Genomic DNA, 22,129 nt, shown 5'->3' with positions numbered 1-22,129 from the left:
GCAAGTGTAGTGGCTGGGGCCATATGCGCCATTGATGATGGTCAGCCATGGCGTTATCGGTGACTCGTGCTGGCAAGCTTCGACAGTGCCGGCGTGGCTTCGGATTGTTAGGCTGCGTCGGAATTTTCCGCATTGCATTGCCAATAAGAGCGAAGAGCCGATGAAGCGATTTTCAACCTGCCTGCTGGCCGGCCTATTGGCCCTGCCGCAAAGCCTCTGGGCCTGGTCCAATCACACCCTGGGCAGCTATATCGCCCTGCAGCAATTGCCGGCGATCACCCAGGCGCCAGAGGTCGAGGTGGAGCCGCTGGAAAGCTTCATCAGCCAGCAGCGCGCGGGCCTGGTGAAGCTGCTGGACGAGCAGGAAACCTATGCCCGCGAGCACTTCCGCGCGTACCCGCCGCGCCCGGATGACCTGCGCCTGACCGAGGACGGCCGCGACGACCTGAGCAAAGCGTTCCTCATGGCGCTGCGCCTGAACCCGGAAATCAAGCTGGCCACCGCCGTGCAGCTGCCACCGGGAGGTGAGCTGCCGGGCCATGCCGTACTCAAGCCGGCCGATGTGCTGGTGTTCCACAATCTGTCCGGCTGGAGCCAGTGGCGTTTCGTGCAACTGCAGCCGGGGGAGAAGATTCCGGCACTGGATGTGCTGGCCAGCGCCGCCGACGAGCCGGACTTCGGCCACGACATCAACCTGTTCAGCGACAACCCCGGCGAGGCCGGCCAGCGCTACGGCTTCGGCACCCAGCCGTTCGGCGACCCGCGCTACGAGTTCAGCTCCCAGGCGCCGTTCCACATGGGCTTCTACCACGAGGACGCGATCATCTTCGCCGGCGCGCCATACCTTGAGCGCAACTGGCCGGAGTGGCGCGCCTACCAGTTCTACGGCCTGGCGCGCTTCGCCTTCGACACGGGGCACCCGTACTGGGGCTACCGTTTCCTCGGCTGGGCGATGCATTACATCCAGGACATGACCCAGCCCTACCATTCGACGCCGTTGCCGGGGGAGACCACCAGCAGCATGTTGTGGACGGCGGGCAAGTCCATGGCCGGCTTCGATGCCGACAAGCAGGCGGCGATCCAGCGCGTGGCGGACCGGCATACCGGCGTCGAGCGTTATCAGGTGGACTGGCTGCGCGAGACCTTGCGCCAGGGTGGGCAGTCGCCGTTGCTGGCGGTCTATGCCGACACCAGCACCGATGGAAGTTATCCACCGTACTCGACGGAGTACCTGCGTGACGTGGTGGCGAGCGAGTCCCATGCCCATGCGGCGGCATTCGATGCGGCCATCGGTCATTGGTTGGAGAACGAGAAGACGCCGGCGGGGGATTTCAGCGCGGGGAACTCACCGCAGCCGTTCCGCCATGATGAGGCGTTGGATGAACAGATCCTGCAATTGATCCGGCACTTTGGCGCGCACAGTCGCAACCTCGCGAAGGCGGCGCTTCAGCCGTAAGGGAGCATCCCCGTCGGGGCGGCGTGGAGCCCCGGCGGGAATGTCTTGGAACCCGCTCCTGATCCGACGAGCTAGAGCAGGGCAAGGCGAAAGTGGGCGAGGGAGCGGAGTTTGCTGCTGCAAATGAGCATCCCGAGCCCAGTTTCAACGCAGCCCTGCCGACGCGCAGTCGATCAGAGCAGGTTCTAAGCCGGTTAGCCGCCGGAGCAGCCGTTGCCCCACACCTGGTATTCGACGGTGTGGCGCTGACCCTGGGAGTCTTCGTAGGTCATGCGTGCCGGCACGATGCCGCACTGGGTGGACACGTCCGTGGTGGAGATCACATGGGCGACGTCCAGCTTCATGTCGTAGGTGTACTGCTCCGCGGCCGCGCTTTGCGCCTGGTCGGCGGCGTTCACCTGCTCGGCCAGGGCGAGCGAAGAGAAGCCCAGCATGGCCAGGATGACTACAGCTTTCATGAATTTACCTGCCTTGTTCCCGGTGTCCGGGCATGACCTGCCCGTGACGCTCAGCCGGAGCTGCGTCGGGAAGCGTTGGGGATGGTTACGGGTCTTGGATGGTGTTGCGGCGCGCGCTGTAACAGCACGGAAATAATAGGATTTGCCTGACTTGAGTCATATATCCAGGCGCCAACAAGACTTCGTACTCAGAGGCAACAATCCAGGCGTGGTGCGGGTTTGAGGAGAGGTCTTGTAGCGGGCTGTCGCAGATTCGAAGGATTCGCGCGGGGTTGTCGGCAGGCGTCGGAGCGGACTCCGTCCGCGATTGGTCCGCAGCGCGCCGGAAAGCATCGCGGACGGAGTCCGCTCCTACGAACAATCTGAAATCCTGTGCCGTGCGGTTCGCGAGCAAGCTCGCTCCTACGAAGAGCGCGCCGGCGCATACCTGTAGGAGCGAGCTTGCTCGCGAACCCGCCCAGCTCAATCGCGCAGCGGCGACTGCGGATCGAGCAGCGAGGTGCGGATGAAGTGCAGGTAGCTGCACACCCGGCGCAGGGGCGAGGAGTCGAAGTGCGGCGGTCGATGGTCGTCGGTGCTGCGCGTCGCATGGATGGCATGCTCAACCGCCGCCAGAGCGCGCTGCCGGTTGCTCTCGCTGGGCTGGATGAACAGGCGGATCAGCGAGCGTCCTAGTGCACGGATCGCCCGGCGCCAGGGCATGCGCTCGGCGTACCAGGGCTCCTTGGGCAAGGCTGCCTGTTCGCGGCGCAGCTCGATGATCGACAGGCCGATCTCCTGCACCTGGAAGGTCCAGCGCAGCAGCCGGCGCTGCACGTCCGGGCGGCCTGTGGATAACCCGTAGGCCTGGTTCAGCAGATCGCGGGTGCCGCTTTCGAAGTTCGACGACAGGCCCTTCAGCGGATCGCTGATCACCCGCACCACGCGCAGGCGCAGCTCGGCTTCCAGACGCTCCCACAACCATGGCCGGTTCGGCGGCAGGATGACGATCGAGGCGACCACCGCCATGCCCATCGACAGCAGCATCGCCAGGTACTCGTTGATGAAGGTGTAGGCGTCGTAGCGCGCCAGGTTCGCCGGCAGCGAGGCGATGCAGAACCACACCAGCAGGCCGACGCCGTAGCCACTCCACTTGGGACGGGTGATGAGGAAGGCGCCGAGGGCGAACACCGGGGCAAGCACGAAGCACAGCAGCGGGAAGCCATCGATGTGCGGCAGCACGCGGAAGGTGAGGATGAAGCCGAGCGTGGCGCCGAGCAGGGTGCCGAGAGTCAGTTGCAGTGACAGGCGTTTGGGATTGGGTGAAGCGGATGAAAGCGCGGCGATCAGCACGGAGGTCAGCGCGAAGGTGGCGCCGCTGAGCCAGGAGGTCTCGATCCAGAACACCCCGCCGACTATCACCAGCAACGCACAGCGGAAGCCGGCGACCGCTGCCGCCAGGGCATTGGCCTTGGGCGTGAAGCGCTCCTTCCACTGCTCGCGCTCGTGCTTGTGCGCGGCCAGCGAAGCGTGGGTCTGGGCGTAGTTGTGCATATCGTCGGCGAAGCGGTAGAGCAGCTCGGCGGCGGTCTCGAAATCCAGCTGGTCGGCTTCCCGCGGGCAAGTATGGCCGAGGGTGGAGCGGGCCTCGCGGATGCGCGGCATCAGATGGTGCTTGCACAATTCCAGCTGCACGCTGAGCCGCTCGGCGTCGGCCTCGGAGAGCGGTCGGCCGTGCCAGCTGGCGAGCAGTTCACTGACGTCGATCAGGCACGGCATCAGCACTTCCAGCACGTTGCTGGCCTGGCGCTGACGCAGGCGGTCGAGCAGGCGCTGCAGGGCGTGGAAGCGCGTGGTCAGCTGCATGAACTCACTGTTCAGGCGCGCCAGGCGGCCGCTGCGCAGGCGCATGTGCGGGTCTTCGAAGGCGGTGACGTTACGCAGGCTTTCCAGGCCGACCACTTCGGCGGCGATGCGCGCACTGGCTTGCTCGAAGCGTTCGGGATCGAGCGTGCCGTTGAGCCCGGCGCTGGCGAGGCCGGCAAAATCGCCGAAGCGGGTGTTCAGCGCGTTGCGCAGGGCGGCGGTGCTGGTCTGCGGCAGGACCACGGCGCTGACCACGCCGGTGCAGAGAATCCCGAGGCTGATCTCGATCACCCGCCACAGTGCCTGCATGAAGGCGCCTTCGGGGTGCAGGGTGGCGGGGATGCCGATCATCACCGCGGTGTAGCCGGCGAGCAGGCAGGCGTACGCGCGGAAATCCCGGTAGCGCGCCGCGCCGGCCGTGCACAGGCCGACCCAGATCGCCACGCAAAGCAGGAACAGCACGCGCTCCTGGGCGAACAGGGCGATGAAGGTGACCATCACCGTCAGCCCGGTCAACGTGCCGAGGATGCGGTAGAAACTCTTCGCCAGTACCTGCCCGCTCTGCGGCTGCAGCACGATGAAGGCGCTCACCAGCACGGTGTTGGGCTGCGGCAATTCCAGGCGATAGGCCAGCCACAAGGCGGTGAAGGCGGTGATCAGCGTCTTGAGGATGAACATCCAGGTAACGCCGTCGGTATGCGCCCAGTCGGACAGGGCGAAGCGCAGCGCGGCAGCCTTGGGCAGGCGCACGGAGAGACTGCTCATCGGGCTTATCTCGTCTGGCTTTGGGTGGGGATCAGGCCTTCAGGGCCTTGTAGTCGGGAGATGAAACGAGGGGGTGGAAGCACGTTGCGCGAAAGGCGGAGCACGGCTGCTTGTCCTGGGGCGTGGCGGGAGACCGCGTTGGGGACGGCGATTCTAGAAGTGCGCCGGGGGCAGGATAAGCTGACGGATGGGCGAATTATTGTTACCTGAAAGTACAATAATCCCCGCGCGACACCTGTGCGACAATTCGCCGCCTGTCATGAATCTGTAACAAGGCGTTGCTCGGTCGAGCGCCGTTGCAGAGGCCGCCCGCCGTGGTGCGCCGACAGGCTCTTATGGAGAAATGATGGACCTGCTGCACAACATGCGTGCTTTCGTCTGTGTCGCCGAGACCGGCAGTTTCACCGCCGCCGCCCAGCGCATGGACCTCACCACCGCGTACGTCTCGCGGACGGTGGCCAAACTCGAAGCGCACCTGCGCACCCGCCTGCTGCACCGCACCACCCGCCGCATCGCCCTCACCGAAGCCGGCCAGCGCTACCTGCAGCGCTGCCAGCAGATCCTCGGCTACATCGAGGAAGCCGAGGCCGAAGCGGGCGACGCCCACGCCCGGCCCCATGGCAAGGTGAAGGTGCATGCCATGACCGGTATCGGCCAGCACTACCTGATCCGCGCGATCTCGCAGTACTGCGAGATCTACCCCGAGGTCAGCTTCGACCTGACCCTGGCCAACCGCATCACCGACATCCTCGACGAGGGTTACGACATCTCCGTGGTCATCGCCCAGGAGCTGCCGGATTCGGGCTTCGTCTCCAAGCGTATCGGCAAGACCTACAGCGTGCTCTGCGCGTCGCCCGAGTACGTGGCGCGCAACGGCATGCCGACAAAGCTGGCCGAGCTTACCGATCACCGTTGCCTGCGCCTGGTGAACTCGGTGATGTCCCTGGACAAGTGGCTGTTCGACGGCCCGGGCGGCCAGGAGCTGGTCGGCATCAACCACAGTCATTTCCAGGTGAACACCGCCGACGCCATGACCGAGGCGGTGCGCGCCGGCATGGGGATCGGCGCGCTGCCGGTGTACTCCGCCGTGCAGGGGCTCAAGGACGGCAGCCTGGTGCGCGTGCTGCCCGACTACAGCCTGTTCCACCTCAACGTCTATGCATTGTACCCGTCGCGCCAGTACCTCGACGCGAAGATCCGCACCTGGGTGGAGTTCCTGCGTGACTGCGTACCCGGCATGCTCGAGGAGCACGAACGGATGATGGTGCAGCACGGGCGTACGGCTTTGGTCTGAGGTCGCTACAACCGCCAGAAGTCGCACTTATGGGGCCCATCAGTACAGGGCCCCGAGTGGTAAGACCATGGTCGAATGGTTCGGAGGAGGGTGTCGCCGTTACAACTGACGGCAACAAAAACAACACTCTTCACCGAGGTAGAACGCCATGACTGCGGCATCCGTGTACCCCGTGCGTCCCGAAGTGGCCGCGACCACTTTGACCGACGAGGCCACCTACAAGAAGCTGTACCAGCAGTCGGTGGTCAACCCCGACGGCTTCTGGCGCGAACAGGCCCAGCGCATCGACTGGATCAAGCCGTTCACCAAGGTCAAGCAAACCTCCTTCGACGACCACCACGTCGACATCAAGTGGTTTGCCGACGGCACCCTGAACCTCTCCTACAACTGCCTCGACCGCCACCTGGCCGAGCGCGGCGACCAGATCGCCATCATCTGGGAAGGCGACGATCCTTCCGAGCACAAGGAAATCACCTACCGCGAACTGCACGAACAGGTCTGCAAGTTCGCCAACGCCCTGCGTGGCCAGGACGTGCACCGTGGCGACGTGGTGACCATCTACATGCCGATGATCCCGGAAGCCGTGGTTGCCATGCTGGCCTGCGCCCGCATCGGTGCGATCCATTCCGTGGTGTTCGGCGGCTTCTCTCCCGAAGCCCTGGCCGGCCGCATCATCGACTGCCGCTCCAAGGTGGTGATCACCGCCGACGAAGGCGTGCGCGGCGGCAAGAAGACCCCGCTGAAAGCCAACGTCGACGACGCGCTGACTAACCCGGAAACCAGCAGCGTGCAGAAGATCATCGTCTGCAAGCGCACCGGTTCGAACATCAAGTGGAACCAGCACCGCGACGTGTGGTTCGAGGACCTGATGAAGGTCGCCGGCTCCACCTGCGCGCCGAAGGAAATGGGCGCCGAGGACCCGCTGTTCATCCTCTACACCTCCGGCTCCACCGGCAAACCCAAGGGTGTGCTGCACACCACTGGCGGCTACCTGGTCTATGCCTCGCTGACCCATGAGCGCGTATTCGACTACCGCCCGGGCGAAGTCTTCTGGTGCACCGCCGACATCGGCTGGGTCACCGGCCACACCTACGTCGTCTACGGCCCGTTGGCCAACGGCGCGACCACCGTGCTGTTCGAGGGCGTGCCGAACTACCCGGACATCTCCCGCGTTGCGAAGATTGTCGACAAGCACAAGGTCAACATCCTCTACACCGCGCCGACTGCCATCCGCGCCATGATGGCCGAGGGCAAGGCCGCGGTCGAAGGCGCCGACGGCTCCAGCCTGCGCCTGCTGGGTTCGGTGGGCGAGCCGATCAACCCGGAAGCCTGGCAGTGGTACTACGAGACCGTCGGCCAGTCGCGCTGCCCGATCGTCGACACCTGGTGGCAGACCGAAACCGGCGCCTGCCTGATGACCCCTCTGCCGGGCGCCCATGGCCTGAAGCCGGGCTCCGCTGCCAAGCCGTTCTTCGGCGTGGTGCCGGCGCTGGTGGACAACCTGGGCAACATCCTGGAAGGGGCCACCGAGGGCAACCTGGTGATCCTCGATTCCTGGCCGGGCCAGGCGCGCACCCTCTACGGCGACCACGACCGCTACGTGGACACCTACTTCAAGACCTTCAAGGGCATGTACTTCACCGGCGACGGCGCCCGTCGCGACGAGGACGGCTACTACTGGATCACCGGCCGCGTCGATGACGTGCTCAACGTCTCCGGCCACCGCATGGGCACCGCCGAGATCGAGAGCGCCCTGGTCGCCCACCCGAAAGTGGCCGAGGCCGCGGTGGTTGGCGTGCCGCACGACATCAAGGGGCAGGGCATTTATGTCTACGTCACTTTGAATGCCGGCGAGGAAAACAGCGAACAACTGCGCCAGGAACTGCGTGCCTGGGTCCGCAAGGAAATCGGCCCGATCGCCACCCCGGACGTGATCCAGTGGGCGCCCGGCCTGCCGAAGACTCGCTCGGGCAAGATCATGCGCCGCATCCTGCGCAAGATCGCCACGGCCGAGTACGATGCGCTGGGTGACATCTCCACCCTGGCCGATCCGAGCGTGGTGCAGCATCTGGTGGAGACGCACCAGTCCATGCGCGCTGCCTGATCCTAGGCTCCATGAAAGACGCCCCGCTTGCCGGGGCGTTTTTCTTTTCTGCGCTTCTATCTAGTGGGAGCGAGGGACGAGGGATATGCGCGCGAACTGTATGGCACGGCATTCCCCTGTAGGAGCGGGCCATGCCCGCGATCGCGCGCGTGGCGCGCTCCTACAGGTCTATTCCCGTCGTTTCCATTCTCGTAGGAGCGGACCTTGTCCGCAAAGTCCCTCGCGGATGAATCCATTTCCACAGGGGGTGACGGTGCTTTGCGCTTGCGTAGGAGGGGACTCTGTCCGCGATGAGGCAGTGCGGTTCGCGAGCAAGCTCGTTCCTACAGTGTGCGTTGTGCTCCCCGGTAACATTTCAGTGCGACAAATTGAGGCGTCAGGAAACAATTCGTATGGGCTTGGTGTGCATTTCCTGTCGACTTCAAACACCAAAACTTATCGCAACCCGCATGATTACTGGGTGGTAAAATTGTTGGCCTGATAACTGCAGGTAAAATTGGTTTTACTACTCACTTCTGCATCACGTATTATCCGCGCCGTCAAGCCGCAGGGGCTCTGTCTCCAGCGCTTCTATAATTACTTGTCGCATTGAAGAAATAACCGCTCAGGGGCTGTCGCTAGAATGCCGTTCACCCCGGTAGGCGTGCTTTTCCACGAGAAACACGCCGGCAATGCGCAGAGAAACAATAACCTTCACTTCTGCCGGGCAGCCTGGGCCAACCCCTTTTCTCCTGCCAATCGAAGTCTTACCCTCGAAGGAGTTACTGATGAAGAAGTTTGCACTTCTCGGTGCGCTGGCCCTGTCCGCGCTTTCCCTGGTTGCCCACGCTGACGACAAGCCGGTCCGCATCGGCATCGAAGCCGGTTACCCGCCGTTCTCCTTCAAGACGCCCGACGGCAAGCTCGCCGGTTTCGACGTGGATATCGGCAACGCCCTGTGCGAAGAAATGAAGGTCAAGTGCACCTGGGTCGAGCAGGAATTCGATGGCCTGATCCCGGCGCTGAAAGTTCGCAAGATCGACGCCATTCTCTCGTCCATGACCATCACCGACGAGCGCAAGAAGTCCGTCGACTTCACCAACAAGTACTACCACACCCCCGCGCGCTTCGTGATGAAGGAAGGCGCCACCCTGGCCGATCCGCTGAAGGATCTGAAGGGCAAGAAAGTCGGCGTGCTGCGCGCTTCCACCCACGACCGCTACGCCACCGACGTCCTGGCTCCGGCCGGCATCGAAGTCGTGCGCTACAACTCCCAGCAGGAAGCCAACATGGACCTGGTCTCCGGCCGCCTCGACGCGGTCATGGCTGACTCGGTCAACCTCGACGACGGCTTCCTGAAAACCGACGCCGGCAAGGGCTACGCTTTCGTAGGTCCGGAATACAACGATCCGAAGTACTTCGGTGGCGGTGCCGGCATCGCCGTGCGCAAGGGCGATACTGCCCTGGCCGAGAAATTCAACGCGGCCATCGCTGGCATCCGTGCCAACGGCAAGTACAAGCAGGTACAGGACAAGTACTTCAAGTTCGACGTCTACGGCGAGAACTGATCAACGTCCACGAAAGTGGCGCAAACCCGGGCCTGTTCCTGAAGTTTGTGCCACTTTTTTATTGGGTGCGATCCCGCGTCGGGTGATCGCCCTGCAGCGTCCGTACGGTTGCGGACGGCGTCCGGTCTAGAGGTGCGAAACTATGTTCAATGGCTACGGAGCCACCATCGTCGATGGTGCCTGGCTGACGCTCCAGCTGTCGTTGCTGTCGATGGCGCTGGCGATCGCGCTGGGCCTGCTCGGTGCGGCCATCCGCCTGTCGCCGGTGAGGTGGCTGGCCTGGTGCGGCGACCTCTACGCCACCGTGATCCGCGGCGTGCCGGACCTGGTGCTGATCCTGCTGATCTTCTACGGCGGCCAGGCTGCGGTGAACTGGGTCGCGCCCATGGTTGGCTATGAGGATTACATCGACCTCAATCCCTTCGCCTCCGGCGTCGGCACCCTGGGCTTCATCTTCGGCGCCTACCTGTCCGAGACCTTCCGTGGCGCCTTCATGGCCATTCCGAAAGGGCAGGGCGAGGCCGGCTTCGCCTACGGCATGAGCCCGCTGCAGGTGTTCTTCCGCATCCAGGTGCCGCAGATGATCCGCCTGGCCATCCCCGGCTTCACCAACAACTGGCTGGTGCTGGTCAAGGCCACCGCGCTGATCTCCGTGGTCGGCCTGCAGGACATGATGTTCAAGGCCAAGCAGGCCTCGGATGCCACCCGCGAACCCTTCACCTATTTCCTCGCCGTGGCGGCGCTGTACCTGGTGGTCACCACCGTTTCCCTGGTACTGCTGCGCTTGCTCGAACGCCGCTATTCGGTCGGCGTGAAAGTCGCCGAGCTTTGAGTCAGAGGACGCCATCGTGATATTCGACTTCTCCGTTATCTGGGACAGTCTGCCGCTCTACTTCAGCGGCCTGCTGGTGACCCTCAAGCTGCTGGCGATCTCGCTGTTCTTCGGCCTGGTCGCGGCGGTGCCGCTGGCGCTGATGCGCTGCTCGAAGAACCCGGCGGTGAACCTGCCGGCCTGGCTGTACACCTACGTGATTCGCGGCACCCCGATGCTGGTGCAGCTGTTCCTCATCTACTACGGCCTGGCCCAGTTCGAGGCGGTACGTGAAAGCTCGCTGTGGCCGCTGCTGTCCAACGCCACGTTCTGCGCCTGCGCCGCGTTCGCCATCAATACCAGCGCCTACACCGCCGAGATCCTCGCCGGCAGCATTCGCGCCACCCCGCATGGCGAGATCGAAGCGGCCAAGGCCATGGGCATGTCGCGAATCAAGATGTACCGCCGCATCCTCCTGCCCTCGGCGCTGCGCCGCGCGCTGCCGCAGTACAGCAACGAAGTGATCATGATGCTGCAGACCACCAGCCTGGCGTCCATCGTCACCCTGGTGGACGTCACCGGCGCCGCGCGCACCGTGTACTCGCAGTACTACCTGCCGTTCGAGGCGTTCATCACCGCCGGCATCTTCTACCTGATCATGACCTTCACCCTGGTGCGCCTGTTCAAGGCCGCCGAGCGCCGCTGGCTGGCCTATCTCGCGCCGCGCAAGCACTGAGGAGTCGACTGTGGAACGTATCGATCATCTGTTGCCGTGGAGCAGCCTGGGTAGCGAACGCCGCCTGAGCGTGTTCCGCTACGGCAAGGGCCCGCGCAAGGTCTACATCCAGTCCAGCCTGCACGCCGACGAACTACCGGGCATGCGTACCGCCTGGGAGCTCAAGCAGCGCCTGGCCGACCTGGAGTCGCAAGGGCTGCTCAAGTGCGTCGTCGAACTGGTGCCGGTGGCCAACCCCATCGGCCTGGGCCAGACCTTGCAGGCCAGCCACCTGGGCCGTTTTGAATTCGGCAGCGGGAAGAACTTCAACCGCGATTTCGTCGAGCTCTCCGCGCTGGTGGCCGAGCGTGTCGGTGACAAACTCGGTGCCGATGAAGCCGCCAACGTCGAGCTGATCCGCCAGGCCATGCGCGACGGCCTCGATGCGCTGCCGCCGGCCGCGTCCGAGCTGCAGGGCATGCAGCGCGTCCTGCTGCGCCACGCCTGCGACGCCGATGTGGTGCTCGACCTGCACTGCGACTTCGACGCCGCCATCCATGTCTATGCGATCCCGCAGCACTGGCCGCGCTGGAAATCCCTGGCCGCGCGACTCAAGGCCGGTGTGGCGCTGCTCGCCGAAGATTCCGGCGGCAGCTCCTTCGACGAATCCTGCTCGCTGCCCTGGCTGCGCCTGTCGCAAGCCTACCCGCAGGCGGCGATTCCGCTGGCGTGCCTGGCGACCACCGTCGAGCTGGGTGGCGTGGCCGATACCCGTGTCGACCAGGCCCGGGACAACGCCGAAGCCATTCTCGGCTTCCTCGCCGAGCAGGGGCTGATCGCAGGCGACTGGCCGGCGGCCCCGACCGAATGCTGCGAAGGCATGCCCTTCGAAGGCACCGAATACCTCCACGCGCCCCATGCCGGTGTCGTGAGCTTCCTGCGCAAGGCGGGGGAGTGGGTGGAGAAGGGCGACGCGCTGTTCGAGGTAGTCGACCCGCTGAACGACAAGGTCAGCACCGTTTGCGCCGGGACTTCCGGCGTGCTGTTCGCCATCGAGCGTGGGCGCTATGCCCAGCCAGGGCTTTGGCTGGCCAAGGTGGCCGGGCGTGAGCCGTTCCGCAAGGGCCGGCTGATCAACGACTGAATTCGAGAACCGACACCATGTACAAACTGGAAATCCAGGACCTGCACAAGCGCTACGGCAACCACGAGGTGCTCAAGGGCGTCTCCCTGGCGGCGAAGGCGGGCGACGTGATCAGCATCATCGGCTCCTCCGGCTCGGGCAAGAGTACCTTCCTGCGCTGCATCAACCTGCTGGAGCAGCCCCACGCCGGCAAGATCCTGCTCAACGGCGAAGAGCTCAAGCTCACCCCGAACAAGGACGGCGCACTCAAGGCCGCCGACGCCAAACAGCTGCAGCGCATGCGCTCGCGCCTGTCGATGGTGTTCCAGCACTTCAACCTGTGGTCGCACATGAGCGCCCTGGAAAACGTCATCGAAGCGCCGGTCCATGTACTGGGCGTGTCGAAGAAAGAGGCGCTGGAAAAGGCCGAGCACTACCTGGCGAAAGTCGGCGTGGCGCACCGCAAGGATGCCTATCCCGCGCACATGTCTGGTGGCGAGCAGCAGCGCGTGGCCATCGCCCGTGCCCTGGCGGTCGAGCCGGAAGTCATGCTGTTCGACGAACCGACCTCGGCGCTCGACCCTGAGCTGGTCGGCGAAGTGCTGCGCGTGATGCAGGACCTGGCCCAGGAAGGCCGCACCATGGTGGTGGTGACCCATGAGATGGGCTTTGCCCGTGAGGTTTCCAACCAGCTGGTATTCCTCCACAAGGGCCTGGTGGAAGAGGCGGGCTGTCCGAAGGAAGTCCTGGCCAATCCGCAATCGGATCGCCTGAAGCAGTTCCTTTCCGGCAGCTTGAAGTAAGCTGTCTGTCATCCCGTGTCGCCTGGTGACCTCGTCGCATGACTGCACAACGCATCGGATTCCTCCTCTGGCCGCACACCCGTGCGCTGACCCTGGCGCTGGCCGAGGAGGCCCTGCGGGTCGCCCGCCGGCTGCATCCGGAGGCGCTCTACGATCCGGTGTTCATGAGCGCCGAAACGGTTGCCGAGGCCGACGGCTGGCGCCTGCCGGGCCAGCCCTGGGCGGGAGCGCTGGAGCAGTGCCAGCGCATTTTCCTGGTCGCCGATGAAGTTCCCCATACGGTCTCCGCACCGCTGGCCTCCGCGCTCAAGCAGCTGTCGCGCAGCGGCGTGAGCATCGGCGCGCTGTCCGCCGGCATCTACCCGCTGGCGCAGCTCGGCCTGCTCGACGGCTACCGCACCGCCGTGCACTGGCGCTGGCACGACGACTTCACCGAGCGTTACCCCAAGGTCATCGCCACCAACCACCTGTTCGAGTGGGACCGCGACCGCCTGAGCGCCTGTGGCGGCATGGCGGTGCTCGACCTGCTGCTGGCGGTGCTGTCCCGTGACCATGGTGCGGAACTGGCGGGCGCGGTGTCCGAAGAGCTGGTGGTGGAGCGCATCCGCGAAGGCTCCGAACGCCAGCGCATCCCGCTGAAGAACCGCCTCGGCTCCAGCCACCCGAAGCTCACCCAGGCGGTGCTGCTGATGGAGGCGAACATCGAGGAGCCGCTGACCACCGACGAGATCGCTCAGCACGTGTGTGTCTCGCGCCGCCAGCTGGAGCGCATCTTCAAGCAGTACCTGACCCGCGTGCCCAGCCAGTACTACCTGGAACTGCGCCTGAACCGCGCGCGGCAGATGCTCATGCAGACCAGCAAGTCGATCATCCAGATCGGCCTGTCCTGCGGCTTCTCCAGCGGTCCGCACTTCTCCAGCGCCTACCGCAATTTCTTCGGCGTGACCCCGCGCGAAGACCGCAACCAGCGCCGCGGCCAGAGCGCCGCCGAGGCTGCTCCGGTTGTAGCCGAGCGCGGCTGACGCAGCGCTTTTCGTAGGGCGAATAACCTGGAACAGGTTATCCGTCGCTGTGGTCACGGCGGATAACGCTGGCGCGTTATGCGCCCTACATGCCTGTTCTTTGTAGGAGCGAGCTTGCTCGCGAACAATCTTGTCGGATACGCCGGTTTAAAGCGGTTCGCGAGCAAGCTCGCTCCTACGAAAACTCCCTCTGCTTTATTTCTGACCGTTCATTCGCCACGCGAACAAATTCCACGTCCCCGTGTACCCGCAGCAGTCCGCAGGCCTTACACTGCGCCTTCCCGACGCTTTCTGTCGCATTTCCGTAAAGCTCGGCAATCCATGGGTTGGCGCTATAACAAGTTGTCGCATGGCGACAATGCCGACCCGACAATCGTCCCTACAATCCTTCCATCGATAGCCGCCTCAACCAGGCAGGAGAACACCGATGTCCGCTCCGCAAGCTCAGGTCCAACGTTCCGATTTCGACCAGGTCATGGTTCCCAACTATTCGCCGGCCGCTTTCATTCCGGTGCGTGGCGAGGGTTCCCGAGTCTGGGATCAGAGCGGCCGAGAGCTGATCGACTTCGCCGGCGGCATCGCAGTGAACTCCCTGGGCCACGCCCACCCGGCGTTGATGCAGGCGCTGACCGAGCAGGCCGGCAAGATCTGGCACGTCTCCAACGTGTTCACCAACGAGCCGGCCCTGCGCCTGGCCAAGAAGCTGATCGACTCCACCTTCGCTGAACGCGTGTTCTTCGCCAACTCCGGCGCCGAGGCCAACGAGGCTGCGCTGAAGCTGGCCCGTCGTTATGCCCATGATGTCTACGGCCCCGAGAAGTACGAGATCATCTCGATGGTCAACAGCTTCCACGGCCGTACCCTGTTCACCGTCAACGTCGGTGGCCAGGCCAAGTACTCCGACGGCTTCGGCCCGAAAGTGCAGGGCATCACCCACATTCCGTTCAACGACCTGGACGCGCTGAAGGCCGCCATCTCCGACAAGACCTGCGCCGTGATCATCGAGCCGGTACAGGGCGAGAGCGGCGTGCTGCCGGCCGACAAGGCCTATCTGGAAGGCGTGCGCAAGCTGTGCGACGAGAACAACGCACTGCTGATCTTCGACGAAGTGCAGAGCGGTTTCGGTCGTATCGGCTACCTCTACGCCCACCAGTACTACGGCGTGAACCCGGACATCCTGTCCAGCGCCAAGGGCCTGGGCGGCGGCTTCCCGATCGGCGCCATGCTGACCACCGCGAAGATCGCCGAACACCTGGTCGTCGGCACCCACGGCACCACCTACGGCGGCAACCCGCTGGCCTGCGCCGTGGCCGGTGCGGCCTTCGACGTGATCAACACCCCGGAAGTGCTCGAAGGCGTGAAAGCCAAGCACGAGCGCTTCAAGGTCCGCCTGGAGAAGATCGCCGCCGAATACGGCATCTTCACCCAGGTTCGCGGCATGGGCATGCTGATCGGCGCCGTGCTGGCCGACGCCTGGAAAGGCAAGGCCAAGGACGTGCTGAACGCTGCCGAGAAAGAGGCCGTGATGGTCCTGCAGGCCGGCCCGGACGTGGTGCGCTTCGCCCCCAGCCTGGTGATCCCGGATGCGGACATCGACGAAGGCCTGGATCGCCTGGAGCGCGCCATCGCCAAGCTGACCCGCGGCTAACAGCTGCGACTAAGCTGAATCTGCGGCGGAGCGATTTCGCCGCGCCACCGGCCGGGACACCCCGGCCGGTCTTCCGAATGCCCTGGTGAGTGCGGCACAGGTTGTGTCGCGCCCGCGAATCATGAACTTTTGTCTGGTTAGAGGAGTGACGCCATGCTGGTGATGCGCCCCGCCCAAGTGGCCGACCTGCAGCAGGTGCAGCGTCTCGCCGCGGACAGCCCGGTCGGCGTCACGTCGCTGCCGGACGACGCGGAACGTCTGCGGGAAAAGATCCTTGCCTCGGAGGCCTCGTTCGCCGCCGAAGTGAGCTTCAACGGTGAAGAGAGCTATTTCTTCGTGCTGGAAGACAGCCTCAGCGGCCGCCTGGTCGGCTGCTCGGCGATCGTCGCGTCGGCCGGCTTCTCCGAGCCCTTCTACAGCTTCCGCAACGAGACCTTCGTGCATGCCTCCCGCGAGCTGAAGATCCACAACAAGATCCACGTCCTCTCGCTGTGCCACGACCTCACCGGCAACAGCCTGCTGACCAGCTTCTACGTCGAGCGCGACCTGGTGAACACGCCGGTCGCCGAGCTCAACTCCCGCGGCCGCCTGCTGTTCATGGCCAGCCATCCGGAGCGCTTCGCCGATGCAGTGGTGGTGGAGATCGTCGGCTACAGCGACGACCAGGGCCAATCGCCGTTCTGGAACGCCATCGGCCGCAACTTCTTCGACCTCGACTATTCCGAGGCCGAGAGGCTTTCGGGCCTCAAGAGCCGCACCTTCCTCGCCGAGCTGATGCCGCACTACCCGATCTACGTGCCGCTGCTGCCGGACGAGGCACAGGAGTCCATGGGCCAGGTGCACCCGCGTGCGCAGATCACCTTCGACATCCTGATGCGCGATGGCTTCGAGTCCGACAACTACATCGACATCTTCGACGGCGGCCCGACCCTGCACGCGCCCATCTCCAGCATCCGTTCCATCGCCCAGAGCCGGCAGGTGCCGGTGCGTATCGGCGAAGGCGGCAAGGGGAATCGCGGCTACCTGGTCACCAACGGCCAGCTGCAGGACTTCCGCGCCATCGTCGCCGAACTCGACTGGGCACCCGGCAAGCCGGTGACCCTGAACCAGGAAGCCGCTGACGCTCTGGGCGTCGGCGAAGGCGCCAGCGTGCGCCTGGTCGCGATCTGAGGGGAGAGAACATGATCGTCCGTCCCGTAACCAGCGCCGACCTTCCGGCCCTGTTCGACCTGGCCCGCAGCACCGGCACCGGCCTGACCACCCTGCCGGCCAACGAGCAGCGCCTGCAGCACCGCGTCAGCTGGGCCGAAAAGGCCTTCCGTGGCGAGGCCGAGCGTGCCGACGCCGACTACCTGTTCGTCCTCGAGGATGACGACGGCAAGGTGGTGGGGATTTCCGCCGTGGCCGGCGCCGTCGGCCTGCGCGAGCCCTGGTACAACTACCGTGTCGGCCTGACCGTCAGCGCCTCCCAGGAACTGGGTATCCACCGCGAGATTCCTACGCTGTTTCTGGCCAACGACCTCACCGGTCAGTCCGAGCTGTGCTCGCTGTTCCTGCATGCCGACCACCGCACCGGCCTCAATGGCCGCCTGCTGTCCAAGGCGCGTTTCCTGTTCATCGCCGAGTTCCGCGAACTCTTCGGTGACAAGGTGATCGCCGAGATGCGCGGCATGTCCGACAGCGAAGGTCGCTCGCCGTTCTGGGAGAGCCTGGGCCGGCACTTCTTCAAGATGGAGTTCAGCCAGGCCGACTACCTGACCGGCGTGGGCAACAAGTCCTTCATCGCCGAACTGATGCCCAAGTTCCCGCTCTACACCTGCTTCCTCTCGGAAGAGGCGCGTGCGGTGATCGGCCGCGTACACCCGGACACCGAGCCGGCGCTGGCCATGCTCAAGGCCGAAGGCTTCAGCTACCAGGGCTATGTCGACATCTTCGACGCCGGCCCCGCCATCGAGGCGCCGACCGACAAGATCCGTCCGATCGCCGACAGCCAGACCCTGGTGCTGGCCATCGGTACGCCGGGCGACGACGCCGAACCCTTCCTGATTCACAACCGCAAGCGCGAGGAAAGCCGCATCACCGCGGCTCCGGCGCGCGTGGCTGCCGGCTCGCTGGTGGTCGACGCGCTGACCGCCAAGCGCCTGCGCCTGTCCGCCGGTGCTTCGGTCCGCGCGGTGCCTCTCTCCGGAAAACGCAACTGACGCCGCGAGGCGTCAGGGGAGCCTGATGATGAATACCCACTACATTGCCGGCCAGTGGCTGGCGGGCGAAGGCGAGTCGCTGGAGTCCCTCTGCCCGGTCAGCCAGACCGTGGTCTGGAGCGGCCGCGCCGCCTCGGCCGCGCAGGTCGGCGCCGCCGTTGCCGCCGCACGCGCCGCTTTCCCGGCCTGGGCCCGTCGCCCGGTGGAAGAGCGCATTGCCGTGCTGGAGCGCTTCGCCGCCGCCCTCAAGGGGCGCTCCGAGGAACTGGCCCGCGCCATCGGCGAGGAAACCGGCAAGCCGCTGTGGGAAGCCGCCACCGAAGTGACCAGCATGGTCAACAAGGTCGCCATCTCGGTCCAGGCCTTCCGTGAACGTACCGGCGAGAAGAGCGGCCCGCTGGCCGACGCCACCGCCGTGCTGCGCCACAAGCCCCATGGCGTGGTCGCCGTGTTCGGCCCCTACAACTTCCCGGGTCACCTGCCCAACGGCCATATCGTGCCGGCCCTGCTGGCAGGCAACGCCGTGGTGTTCAAGCCCAGCGAGCTGACTCCGAAGGTCGCCGAGCTGACCCTGCAGGCCTGGATCGAGGCGGGTATTCCCGCCGGCGTGATCAATCTGGTGCAGGGCGCCCGCGACACCGGCGTGGCACTGGCTGGCAACGATGACATCGACGGCCTGTTCTTCACCGGCTCCAGCCGTACCGGCAACCTGCTGCACAGCCAGTTCGGCGGCCGTCCGCAGAAGATCCTGGCGCTGGAGATGGGCGGCAACAACCCGCTGGTGGTCGATGAAGTGAAAGACGTTGACGCTGCCGTCTACACCATCATCCAGTCCGCCTTCATTTCCGCCGGCCAGCGCTGCACCTGCGCCCGCCGCCTGCTGGTACCGCAGGGCGCCTGGGGCGACGCGCTGATCGAGCGCCTGGTGGCCGTGGCCTCGACCATCAAAGTCGGCCGCTTCGACGAGCAACCGGCGCCTTTCATGGGCTCGGTGATCTCGCTTGCCGCCGCCGAACACCTGATCAAGGCCCAGGAGCAACTGCTGGCCAAGGGCGCCAAGCCGCTGCTGGCGATGACCCAGCCGCTGGCCGGCGCCGCGCTGCTGACGCCGGGCATCCTCGATGTCACCGCCGTGGCCGAGCGCCCGGACGAAGAATTCTTCGGCCCGCTGCTGCAGGTGATCCGCTATGCCGACTTCGACGCCGCCGTGCGCGAAGCCAACGCCACCCAGTACGGCCTGGCCGCCGGCCTGCTGTCGGATTCCCGCGAGCGCTATGAGGACTTCCTCATCGAAAGCCGCGCCGGCATCGTCAACTGGAACAAACAACTGACCGGCGCTGCCAGCAGCGCGCCCTTCGGCGGTATCGGCGCTTCGGGCAACCACCGCCCGAGCGCCTACTACGCCGCCGACTACTGCGCCTATCCGGTCGCCTCTCTGGAAAGCGAAAGCCTGAGCCTGCCTGCAACCTTGACCCCGGGAGTGAGCCTGTGATGACCGCCTATGAAATGAACTTCGATGGTCTGGTCGGACCGACCCACAACTACGGTGGCCTGTCCTACGGCAACGTTGCTTCGCAGAGCAACAGCCAGGCGGCGTCCAACCCGCGCGAAGCCGCCAAGCAGGGCCTGGCGAAGATGAAGGCGCTGATGGAGATGGGCTTCAAGCAGGGCGTATTCGCCCCGCAGGAGCGCCCGGCCGTTGCCTCGCTGCGCGCCCTGGGTTTCTCCGGCACCGACGCCGAGGTCATCGCCAAGGCCGCCAAGGAGGCCATGCCGTTGCTGGCCGCCACCAGCTCGGCGTCCTGCATGTGGACCGCCAACGCGGCCACCGTCAGCCCCGGGGCAGATACGGCCGACGGCCGCGTGCACTTCACCGCCGCCAACCTGAACTGCAAGTTCCACCGCTCCATCGAGCATCCGCAGACCAGCCGTATCCTCGCGGCGATGTTCAATGACGAGAAGCACTTCGCCCATCACGCCGCACTGCCGGCGGTCGCCCAGTTCGGCGACGAGGGCGCAGCCAACCACACGCGCTTCTGCAAGTCCTACGGCGAGGCCGGCGTGGAGTTCTTCGTGTTCGGCCGCAGCGCCTTCGACAGCCGCTTCCCGGCGCCGCAGCGCTACCCGGCGCGGCAGACCCTGGAAGCCTGCCAGGCGGTGGCCCGCCTGCACGGCCTGAGCGATGACGGCGTGGTCTACGCCCAGCAGAACCCGGCGGTGATCGACCAGGGCGTGTTCCACAACGACGTGATCGCAGTGGGCAACGGCGAAGTGCTGTTCCACCACGAAGACGCCTTCCTCGACACCGAGCGCGTGCTCGCCGAGCTGCACGACAAGCTGGGTCGCCGTGGCGGTCGCTTCCAGGCCGTGTGCGTGCCGCGCGACCAGGTCACGGTCGAGGACGCGGTGAAGTCCTACCTGTTCAACAGCCAGTTGCTCACGCGCGCCGACGGCAGCATGCTGCTGATCGTCCCGGAGGAGTGCCGCAAGAACGAGCGCGTGTGGAACTACCTGTCGCGCCTGACCGCCGAGGACGGCCCGATCCGCGAGGTGAAGGTGTTCGATCTCAAGCAGAGCATGCAGAACGGCGGCGGCCCTGCCTGCCTGCGCCTGCGCGTGGCGCTGACCGACAAGGAGCTGGCGGCGGTCAATCCGGGCGTGATCATGACCCCGACCCTGCACGACACGCTGGTCACCTGGGTCGACAAGCACTACCGTGATCGGCTGTCCGAGTCCGATCTGGCCGACCCGCAACTGCTCATCGAGTGCCGTACGGCGTTGGATGAATTGACCCAGATCCTTAAACTGGGCTCGGTTTATCCCTTCCAGCAGATTTGAGTAACCGACATGACCGAAAGCCTCCCGCTGATTCTCGAAGACAACAAGGGCGAGCGCCGCGAGACCCATACCGCGCGCCTGGCCATTCGCCTGGAAGGGCGCGAGCTGTGGCTGGAGGCCGACGGCAAGGGCGGTTTGGTGATCTACGCCGACTCCCATGAGGACGACACCGAGATCCCGCTGCTGGTGGTGCGCCCGCAGGCAGTCAACCAACTGGGCCTGACTCTGGAGCTGGAAGCCGCCGAAGTCCACGAACATGGTCCAGACTGTGGATGTGACCATCACCACTGATCGCGGAGTCCACGGCCCGATCCGGCCGTGGGACTGATGGAGGCGTCCGCATGCTAGCTCTGGGCAAACTGCTCGAACTGACCCTCGCCGGCCGTGAGCCGACGGAAAAGATCCAGCTCACCGCAGACGGCACCCGCCTGCACTGGCTGGCCGAGGGCGCCTTGGAAATCAACCCGTCCACGACCCGCGACCAGGGTGGCGATCTGCTGCTCTCGGCCGGCATTCACGGCAACGAGACCGCGCCCATCGAGCTGCTCGACCGCCTGGTGCAGCGCATCGCCCGTGGCGAGCTGAAGCCGGCGGTGCGGATCCTGATCCTGCTGGGTAACCCCGAGGCCATGCGCCGCGGCGAGCGCTACCTGGAGCAGGACATCAACCGCCTGTTCTGCGGTCGCCACGAAGAGGGCAGCGGCAACGAAGCCCTGCGTGCGTCCGAGCTTGAGCGCCTGGCCGCTGCGTTCTTCGCCCGCGAAGGGCGCACCCGCCTGCATTACGACCTGCACACCGCCATTCGCGGTTCGAAGATCGAGCAGTTCGCCCTATATCCCTGGAGCGAGGGGCGTCAGCATTCCCGCGACGAACTGGCGCGTCTGCGCAGCGCCGGCATCGACGCGGTGCTGCTGCAGAGCAAACCGGGCATTACCTTCAGCGCCTACACCTACAGCCACCTGGGCGCCGAGGCCTTCACCCTGGAACTGGGCAAGGCGCGGCCGTTCGGGCAGAACCAGGCGGTCAACCTTGACCGCCTGGAAAGTATGCTGCAAAGCCTGATCCGTGGTGACGCGCCGGAGGCCGATGGCAGCCAGCTCGACGGCCTCAAGCTGTTCGCCGTGTCCCGCGAGGTGATCAAGCACAGTGACCATTTCCGCCTGCACCTGGACGATGCTGTGGATAACTTCACCGAGCTGGACCAGGGCTACCTGCTCGCCGAGGACATCGGCGGCACCCGCTGGATCGTGGAAGAGCAGGGCGCACGGATCATCTTCCCCAACCCCCGGGTGAAGAACGGATTGCGCGCCGGCATCCTGGTCGTCCCCACCGAGCTCTGACCGCTTTTTGCTCTCGTAGGAGCGAGCTTGCTCGCGAACGGAATTGTCGGCGGCTCCTGCGCTGGGCGGTTCGCGAGCAAGCTCGCTCCTACAGTTATCCAACCCTTGTCCCGCCACTGGCGAGCGCTTAGCATCGGCCTTTCCGCCTGATGCCCGAGG

Annotated in this window: 18 protein-coding genes; 16 read left to right on the top strand and 2 right to left on the bottom strand. The window is 65.2% G+C overall.

Features of this window, described 5'->3' with window-relative positions:
• Positions 1-160: 160 nt before the first annotated feature.
• Positions 161-1,456: a phospholipase gene (locus tag ACQ5BL_RS08380; protein WP_243808798.1), complete on the top strand. Its 1,296-nt coding sequence runs from the start codon at positions 161-163 to the stop codon at positions 1,454-1,456.
• A 194-nt stretch (positions 1,457-1,650) separates the two neighbouring features.
• Here the strand turns inward: ACQ5BL_RS08380 and ACQ5BL_RS08375 are convergent, their stop codons facing one another.
• Both ACQ5BL_RS08375 and ACQ5BL_RS08370 read right to left on the bottom strand, forming a co-directional pair.
• Complete coding sequence (locus tag ACQ5BL_RS08375) at positions 1,651-1,914, bottom strand: DUF2790 domain-containing protein (RefSeq protein WP_207887420.1); 264 nt, start codon at positions 1,912-1,914, stop codon at positions 1,651-1,653.
• A 462-nt stretch (positions 1,915-2,376) separates the two neighbouring features.
• Positions 2,377-4,524 (bottom strand): FUSC family protein, encoded by a 2,148-nt coding sequence (locus tag ACQ5BL_RS08370; RefSeq protein ID WP_243808797.1) that lies wholly within the window; start codon positions 4,522-4,524, stop codon positions 2,377-2,379.
• Between the two features lie 346 nt (positions 4,525-4,870).
• On the opposite strand from ACQ5BL_RS08370, the gene ACQ5BL_RS08365 reads away from it, so the two are divergent.
• From ACQ5BL_RS08365 to astE, 15 genes are all read left to right on the top strand, one after another.
• Complete coding sequence (locus ACQ5BL_RS08365; RefSeq protein ID WP_243808796.1) at positions 4,871-5,818, top strand: LysR family transcriptional regulator; 948 nt, start codon at positions 4,871-4,873, stop codon at positions 5,816-5,818.
• 148 nt (positions 5,819-5,966) lie between these two features.
• A complete protein-coding gene (acs, locus tag ACQ5BL_RS08360; RefSeq protein ID WP_243808795.1) occupies positions 5,967-7,922 on the top strand; it encodes an acetate--CoA ligase in 1,956 nt (651 codons plus the stop codon).
• A 767-nt stretch (positions 7,923-8,689) separates the two neighbouring features.
• Positions 8,690-9,469: an ABC transporter substrate-binding protein gene (locus ACQ5BL_RS08355; protein ID WP_207887416.1), complete on the top strand. Its 780-nt coding sequence runs from the start codon at positions 8,690-8,692 to the stop codon at positions 9,467-9,469.
• Between the two features lie 142 nt (positions 9,470-9,611).
• Positions 9,612-10,301, top strand: a complete 690-nt coding sequence (locus ACQ5BL_RS08350) for an ABC transporter permease (RefSeq protein ID WP_207887415.1) — start codon at positions 9,612-9,614, stop codon at positions 10,299-10,301.
• 16 nt (positions 10,302-10,317) lie between these two features.
• Positions 10,318-11,016, top strand: coding sequence for an ABC transporter permease (locus ACQ5BL_RS08345; protein WP_207887414.1), 699 nt, complete (start codon positions 10,318-10,320; stop codon positions 11,014-11,016).
• Positions 11,017-11,026: 10 nt separating this feature from the next.
• Positions 11,027-12,139, top strand: a complete 1,113-nt coding sequence (locus ACQ5BL_RS08340) for a succinylglutamate desuccinylase/aspartoacylase family protein (RefSeq protein WP_243808794.1) — start codon at positions 11,027-11,029, stop codon at positions 12,137-12,139.
• A gap of 17 nt (positions 12,140-12,156) precedes the next feature.
• A complete protein-coding gene (gene aotP / locus ACQ5BL_RS08335) occupies positions 12,157-12,921 on the top strand; it encodes an arginine/ornithine transport ATP-binding protein AotP (protein WP_243808793.1) in 765 nt (254 codons plus the stop codon).
• A 38-nt stretch (positions 12,922-12,959) separates the two neighbouring features.
• Positions 12,960-13,943 (top strand): transcriptional regulator ArgR, encoded by a 984-nt coding sequence (gene argR, locus ACQ5BL_RS08330; RefSeq protein ID WP_207887411.1) that lies wholly within the window; start codon positions 12,960-12,962, stop codon positions 13,941-13,943.
• Between the two features lie 427 nt (positions 13,944-14,370).
• Complete coding sequence (locus tag ACQ5BL_RS08325) at positions 14,371-15,591, top strand: aspartate aminotransferase family protein (protein WP_243808792.1); 1,221 nt, start codon at positions 14,371-14,373, stop codon at positions 15,589-15,591.
• 153 nt (positions 15,592-15,744) lie between these two features.
• Positions 15,745-16,761, top strand: a complete 1,017-nt coding sequence (gene aruF, locus ACQ5BL_RS08320; protein ID WP_207887409.1) for an arginine/ornithine succinyltransferase subunit alpha — start codon at positions 15,745-15,747, stop codon at positions 16,759-16,761.
• A gap of 11 nt (positions 16,762-16,772) precedes the next feature.
• Positions 16,773-17,792 carry an arginine N-succinyltransferase gene (gene astA / locus ACQ5BL_RS08315; RefSeq protein WP_207887408.1) on the top strand — a complete coding sequence of 340 codons (1,020 nt, stop codon included), beginning with the start codon at positions 16,773-16,775 and terminating at the stop codon, positions 17,790-17,792.
• Positions 17,793-17,817: 25 nt separating this feature from the next.
• The gene (gene astD, locus ACQ5BL_RS08310; protein WP_243808791.1) at positions 17,818-19,284 is read left to right on the top strand and encodes a succinylglutamate-semialdehyde dehydrogenase; all 1,467 of its coding nucleotides are present in this window, start codon (positions 17,818-17,820) and stop codon (positions 19,282-19,284) included.
• Positions 19,284-20,630, top strand: coding sequence for an N-succinylarginine dihydrolase (gene astB / locus ACQ5BL_RS08305; protein WP_243808790.1), 1,347 nt, complete (start codon positions 19,284-19,286; stop codon positions 20,628-20,630). The genes astD and astB overlap by 1 nt, the downstream gene beginning before the upstream one ends.
• 9 nt (positions 20,631-20,639) lie before the next feature.
• Positions 20,640-20,921, top strand: coding sequence for a GTPase (locus ACQ5BL_RS08300; RefSeq protein WP_207887405.1), 282 nt, complete (start codon positions 20,640-20,642; stop codon positions 20,919-20,921).
• A 50-nt stretch (positions 20,922-20,971) separates the two neighbouring features.
• The gene (gene astE, locus ACQ5BL_RS08295) at positions 20,972-21,970 is read left to right on the top strand and encodes a succinylglutamate desuccinylase (RefSeq protein ID WP_243808789.1); all 999 of its coding nucleotides are present in this window, start codon (positions 20,972-20,974) and stop codon (positions 21,968-21,970) included.
• The last annotated feature ends 159 nt before the right edge of the window (positions 21,971-22,129 follow it).

The organism is Pseudomonas sp. B1-22, from assembly GCF_050474425.1.
Taxonomy (GTDB): Bacteria; Pseudomonadota; Gammaproteobacteria; order Pseudomonadales; family Pseudomonadaceae; genus Pseudomonas.
This window is presented reverse-complemented; position numbering and strand designations above follow the sequence as displayed.